The sequence below is a fragment of the Mesorhizobium sp. M7A.F.Ca.US.014.04.1.1 genome (assembly GCF_003998745.1).
Lineage (GTDB): Bacteria > Pseudomonadota > Alphaproteobacteria > Rhizobiales > Rhizobiaceae > Mesorhizobium > Mesorhizobium ciceri.
This window is the reverse complement of record NZ_RZRW01000412.1, coordinates 1-5,233: the sequence shown is the minus strand read 5'-3', so window position 1 is coordinate 5,233 and position 5,233 is coordinate 1. Positions and strand designations below refer to the sequence as shown.

Annotated in this window: 6 protein-coding genes; 4 read left to right on the top strand and 2 right to left on the bottom strand. The window is 63.9% G+C overall.

Annotated elements, in window-relative coordinates:
* Positions 1-95: 95 nt before the first annotated feature.
* Entirely contained in the window at positions 96-908 is an 813-nt protein-coding gene (locus EOA22_RS23660; protein ID WP_245491918.1) for an MBL fold metallo-hydrolase, read from the top strand.
* Between the two features lie 56 nt (positions 909-964).
* Here EOA22_RS23660 and EOA22_RS23655 read toward each other — a convergent pair whose 3' ends face one another.
* On the bottom strand, positions 965-1,570 hold the full coding sequence (locus EOA22_RS23655; protein WP_013530052.1) for an NADPH-dependent FMN reductase: 606 nt from the start codon (positions 1,568-1,570) through the stop codon (positions 965-967).
* An 89-nt stretch (positions 1,571-1,659) separates the two neighbouring features.
* Here EOA22_RS23655 and EOA22_RS23650 point away from each other — a divergent pair, with 89 nt between their 5' ends.
* Positions 1,660-2,028, top strand: a complete 369-nt coding sequence (locus EOA22_RS23650; protein ID WP_024504168.1) for a helix-turn-helix domain-containing protein — start codon at positions 1,660-1,662, stop codon at positions 2,026-2,028.
* 149 nt (positions 2,029-2,177) lie between these two features.
* On the opposite strand, the gene EOA22_RS23645 is transcribed toward EOA22_RS23650, so the two are convergent.
* Positions 2,178-2,381, bottom strand: coding sequence for a hypothetical protein (locus EOA22_RS23645; RefSeq protein ID WP_013530050.1), 204 nt, complete (start codon positions 2,379-2,381; stop codon positions 2,178-2,180).
* 221 nt (positions 2,382-2,602) lie between these two features.
* On the opposite strand from EOA22_RS23645, the gene EOA22_RS23640 reads away from it, so the two are divergent.
* Positions 2,603-3,340, top strand: coding sequence for a response regulator transcription factor (locus EOA22_RS23640; RefSeq protein ID WP_063168819.1), 738 nt, complete (start codon positions 2,603-2,605; stop codon positions 3,338-3,340).
* Positions 3,341-3,390: 50 nt separating this feature from the next.
* Entirely contained in the window at positions 3,391-5,145 is a 1,755-nt protein-coding gene (locus tag EOA22_RS23635; RefSeq protein ID WP_158515801.1) for a 7TM diverse intracellular signaling domain-containing protein, read from the top strand.
* Positions 5,146-5,233 lie beyond the last annotated feature (88 nt).

Here is a 5,233-nt window from a genome sequence, read left to right as displayed (position 1 = left end):
AACGCACCCATGGCACAGATCGAATTGAGCGGGCGGGTTGCCGACGCAGCTGGCCCGTCGCATGTTGCCGGTTGTCTGCAGACGGATCGGAAAAAATGCACCGCATGGCTTCGGGCGACCTTTATCAGACCTACGATCTTGGTGACTTGCGCATCACCTCCTTGCGCGATGGCTATGTCGACATGCCGATCGGACGGCTTCGGCAACCCGGCGACAAGCCATTTGGCGATGAATTGCCGCAACAAGTCGCATTGGTTGGTGGTCAACTCAGACTGTCCGTCAATGCCTTCGCGATTGACGATGGAGACGGAATCATCCTGATCGATACCGGTGCCTCGAACGCCTGGCATCCCACCATGGGCCGACTTCCCGAGGCGCTGGACGAAGCTGGCATCGATGCCGGACGAGTCCGTGCCGTCTGTTTCACCCACACCCATCTCGACCACATCCATGGTCTTGTGCTTGCCGACGGCCGCGACGCTTTCCCGCGCCTGGCGCGTTTGCTCGTTCCCGGGGAAGAACTCGGCTTTTTTCGCGCCGAAGCGCGGCTCGAACGATTTCACAGCATGGCGGAACCCTTCGAGGCCGGAGACCGTATCGGGACACATGTCGACATTGTCGAAGCCCATGGCCATGAAGCGGGACACAGCTGCTTTCGTGTTTCGAGCGGTGGCGAACGCATTCTGATTTGGGGCGACACCGTTCACGTCCCATCGCTTCAGTTCGATCGACCTGAGGTGACGTGGGAATTCGATGCCGATCAGGACCAGGCGCGCGAAAGCCGGTTGCGGTTGCTGGCGCTTGCTGCCGACGATCATGTTTCGTCGCCGGCGCGCATCTGGATTCGCCCGGTATCGGCCGCGTCGTCCGATCCGGCGCCAGCTTTCGGTTTGAGCCGCTATAATTGAAAAAGGGCGGCGCAAGCGCCGCCCCGGATCCTTGGGAGGATAATTCGAACCGGCGGTCAGGCCGCCTTGACTTCCTCGGCGACGGCGTCGGCCTGACGCGCTGCCTTGAGCACCTTGGCCCACCAGGCAACGTCGTTGACCAGCGCCGTGGCGGCCTGGTTCAGATGCTCGAGGTCTTCCAGCTTCTTCTCGCCCTGGCGGACGGCGAGGAAATCGCCCCAGGCGATATGGACGGCCGACTTGACCGGCGCCATCTGCAATTCGACGGCATGAAGGCGGAGCTGTTCGACGGCGCGAGCGCCACCGACGCTGCCATAGCCGACGAAGCCGGCCGGCTTCTTGTTCCATTCGTTGGCGGCGTAGTCGATGGCATTCTTCAGCACCGCCGTCGGGCCATGATTGTATTCGGCGGCGGTGAAGATGAAGCCGTCGAATTCGGCGACCTTCTTCTGCCAGCGCTGTGCCACTTCGTTCTGCGACGGCGCCCATGCGGAGGATGCGACTTCGTCGAAGAACGGCAGCGGGAAGTCGCGAAGGTCGACGATCTCGACATCGATGTCGGCATGCGACTTGGCGATCTTGGCGATCCATTGGGTTGGCACATCGGCGAAACGAGCGGCGCGCGTCGATCCGACGACGATGGCAATTTTGGGTTTGGACATAAGGGCTCTCCTTGCACGAAGTACTGGTATCATTTGGATACCTGCGCTATATGAGATACTGCAAACGCGATGCACAAGAAGGCACTTTTTTGTTACCGAGGCACCCACACCGCTCCGAAGACTGCCGCGCCATCTCGGAAATCCTGCAGCGCGTCGGCGACAAATGGACCGTTCTGGTCGTCGGCAAGCTGGGCGACGGACCGCTGCGTTTCAACGAATTGCGCGCAGCCGTCGGCGGCATCTCGCAGAAGATGCTGACCACCACCTTGCGCGGGCTGGAGCGTGACGGCTTCGTCACCCGCACCGTGTTTCCAACCATTCCGCCGCGCGTCGATTATGAGCTGACCGAGCTCGGCCACGAGCTGCTGATCCCCGTCAGCGCACTGAGCGAATGGGCGCGCGCCAACACCATGCGCGTCAAGGCGGCGCGCGAAAAATTCGACGGCGCCCGCGTCTGAAACCCTTGCGCGGCAAGGGATTCAGCCCCGCACGCAACATCCGGCTTGTCTGATCGGAAATTCTATCTCGGCTGCGCGGATCGTGCCCGGATGCAAGCGCCGTTTTGGCTGGCGGATTGCCGCTCATGCGGTCCCCTGACGGCTGCCGCTCAGGCTCCTGATGCGCGCACATCGCATCGCGCGGCGGCACAGGTATCACACCGTGCGCCCCGCTCGCCGGGAGCCTGTCCTCCATGCGTGCAGGCGACGCGCGAGATGTCTTCCTTCACCTCCGCGTAAGCGGTCACGCCGAGCAGGCAGGTCGTCGCGACCAGGGCTGCCACGAGCCAACCGTTCAGCAGATGTTGACGCATTGTCTCTCCTCCGATTGCAGCAGGATCGGGCTTGGAGGCAACCGTTGGATGTCACGAAAAGCGCCTCCCGCACGGGCGCTGTTACAAACGGCCATACCCGGCTCGCTCTACCTGATCCCAGCTATGTCGGCGGCAACCGATCCATGGCAGACTGGGTACGATCGGTTGGGTATTTTCCGCCCGGCTGCTACAGGTGAAAGCCGCCATTCGCGTCGAGGTTCATGTCGTCCAAGGAACATCCCGCCATCGACCTGCCATCGGAAGCACTGCTGCCGAGCCCGCTGCTTGTCGTCGAGGACGAGCCGATGATGCAGGTGCGGTTGCGCTCGATCCTGAGGGGCCTTGGCTACGCTCAGGAGGAGCTGTTTTTCGCCGGGTCGATCGCGCAGGCCAAGGCCCTGCTCGTCGACCAACCCTTCGCCATGACGCTGGTCGATGTCGGCCTGCCCGATGGCAACGGCATCGACCTCATCCGCTCCCTGCACGAGCACGACGCGGCGCTGCCGATTCTCGTCATCTCGGCCTGGAGCAACGAAAACACCATCCTCGAAGCCCTGCGTGCCGGAGCGACCGGCTATCTCTTGAAGGAGCGCGACGACGTCGAGCTGTCACTTTCGATCCGCAGCACCATTCGCGGCGGCGCGCCGATCGATCCCTTCATCGCCCGGCGCATCCTGGAACTGGTGTCGGCGCCGGCGTCATCCGGGCGCGCCCGTTCCTCCACCGACAGGCCGGGGCGCGGCAAGCCCGCGCTTGCGCCGCCGCCTCCCTTGACGCCGCGCGAGGTCGAGATCCTCAACCTCGTTGCCAAGGGGCTTACCAATCGAGAGATTTCGGGGGTCCTTTCCCTTTCCAGGTTCACGGTCGAATGCCACATTCGCAACATCTACAAGAAGCTGTCGGTCAAATCCCGGACGGAAGCGATTTTCGAGGCGCGGTCGCAAGGCTTCTTGCCCTGATATTCCTGCTCCTCGCGCCGGGCGGCATCGCCCTCGGCGCCGACGGGGCCGTGCCGTTCAAGACGATCGAGGCCGTTCGATCCGGCTGGGACGCCGCCGCGCCGCCGGCCGCCGGCTGGACCAGCGTGACCTTGCCCGATGACTGGGCGACGCGCTGGCCCGGTTTCGACGGCGTGGTCTGGTATCGCCTCACCTTCGACAGGCCCGACGCGGCCGAGCCGCTAGGCCTCGCGCTGAACTACTGGACACTGGCCGGATCGATCTCTGTCAACGCCGCGGAACTCGGCCGCGACGAATTCCTCGTCGAGCCGTTGACGCGCTCATGGAACGTGCCCCGCTACTGGCAGCTCGCTTCCCCGGTCCTGCATGCCGGCACCAACACGCTGCTGATCAGGGTCTCGGGCCTAGCGCCGTACCAGCCAGGCCTTGGTCCGGTCCTGATCGGCCCGCCTTCGGCGACGCGTGCCCATTTTGTCCAGCAATTCTGGATTCGCCGCGAACTGCCGGTCTTCTATCTCGGCGTCACCGCGGCGCTTGGCACCTTCTTCTTCGTCGTCTGGCTGCTGCGCCGAAGCTTGAAGGCCTATGGCTGGTTCGCCCTGATGACGATTGCGTGGTTTTGCTATTCGCTCAATTTCGTGGTGACGAGCCCCTGGCCGTTCGCGGCGACCGACACCTGGCAGCGTTTTATCATGCTCTCCTTCATGGTCATGGCCGCCGCCTTCGTGCTGTTTGTCATCCGCTTTGCCGAGCGCCGCTTTCCCAGGGGGGAAGCCGTGCTGTGGGCCGCGCTGGCGATCGGCGCCGCGGCCCTGTTTGCCACACCGCATTCCCAACTCGGCCCGATGCTCAACCTGCTGGCCTTGTTCTGGTCGCTGCTTTACATCGGCGCCTGTTTCCTGTCGATCGGCCTGACCTGGCGCAGCAATCGGCTGGACCACATCGTCCTTCACATCGTCAACGCGCTCACCATCGTGGCCATCCTGCATGACCTGATGACCTATCTCGGCATCCTTCTTGGCAATGTCTACTACGTCACGCTGACATCCCACTTTCAGATGGTCGGCATGGCGCTGGTGCTGGCCTGGAACTTCGTCGCCAACATGCGCCGCATCGAGGGGTTCAACGATGAGCTCACGGCCAAGATCGAAACCGCCAGGGAAGAACTCGCCCTCACGCTGCATCAGCAGCATGAGGTCACCCTGGCCAACACCAGGCTGGCCGAGCGCGTCTCCCTTTCCCACAATCTGCACGATGGCATGGGCGGCACCCTGGTCAATTCGATCGCCATGCTGGAGCATGCGCCGCAGAACCTGCCGGCCGATCGCTTCCTGTCCGTCCTCAAGGAACTGCGCGACGAGTTGCGGGTCATCATCGACACCGCCGCCGACGACCAGACGGGCGGCCAGTCGCTGGCCGAGTGGATCGCGCCGCTGCGCCGCCGCCACACGCTGGCATGCGAAAGCCGCGACATCGATTGCGTGTGGAACCTGACCGGGCTGGAGGACTGCCACCTGTCGCTCGCGCGAAGCCTCGATCTCGTCCGCATCCTGCAGGAAGGCCTGACCAACGTGCTCAAGCACAGCCAGGCAAGCCGCGTCGTCATCGACCTGCACCGGCGCGGCGAGACGCTGAGCCTGGCCATAAACGACAATGGCGTCGGCTTCGATGCCGCCTCGCAAGCGCCCGTCCCGGGCACCGGCCTGCGCTCGATGCGGGCACGGGCCGGACGGCTGGGCGGTACGCTCGACACGCGGTCGCGGCGCGGCGAAACCGTGCTGGCCTTGCATGTGCCCGCGGCCTGACCGGCCGATCCCGGCGCGGCGGGCATAGCTAGGTTCAAAGATATCCGGCCTTGGTCTCGGGTGCTATGCCCGGGGACATGCACGACTG

What these genes read in the sequence shown, in the direction of transcription:
- EOA22_RS23660 (WP_245491918.1), top strand. Translation starts at nt 96, where the DNA reads ATGCACCGCATGGCTTCGGGCGACCTTTATCAGACCTACGATCTTGGT.
- EOA22_RS23655 (WP_013530052.1), bottom strand. Translation starts at nt 1,570, where the DNA reads ATGTCCAAACCCAAAATTGCCATCGTCGTCGGATCGACGCGCGCCGCT.
- EOA22_RS23645 (WP_013530050.1), bottom strand. Translation starts at nt 2,381, where the DNA reads ATGCGTCAACATCTGCTGAACGGTTGGCTCGTGGCAGCCCTGGTCGCG.
- EOA22_RS23640 (WP_063168819.1), top strand. Translation starts at nt 2,603, where the DNA reads ATGTCGTCCAAGGAACATCCCGCCATCGACCTGCCATCGGAAGCACTG.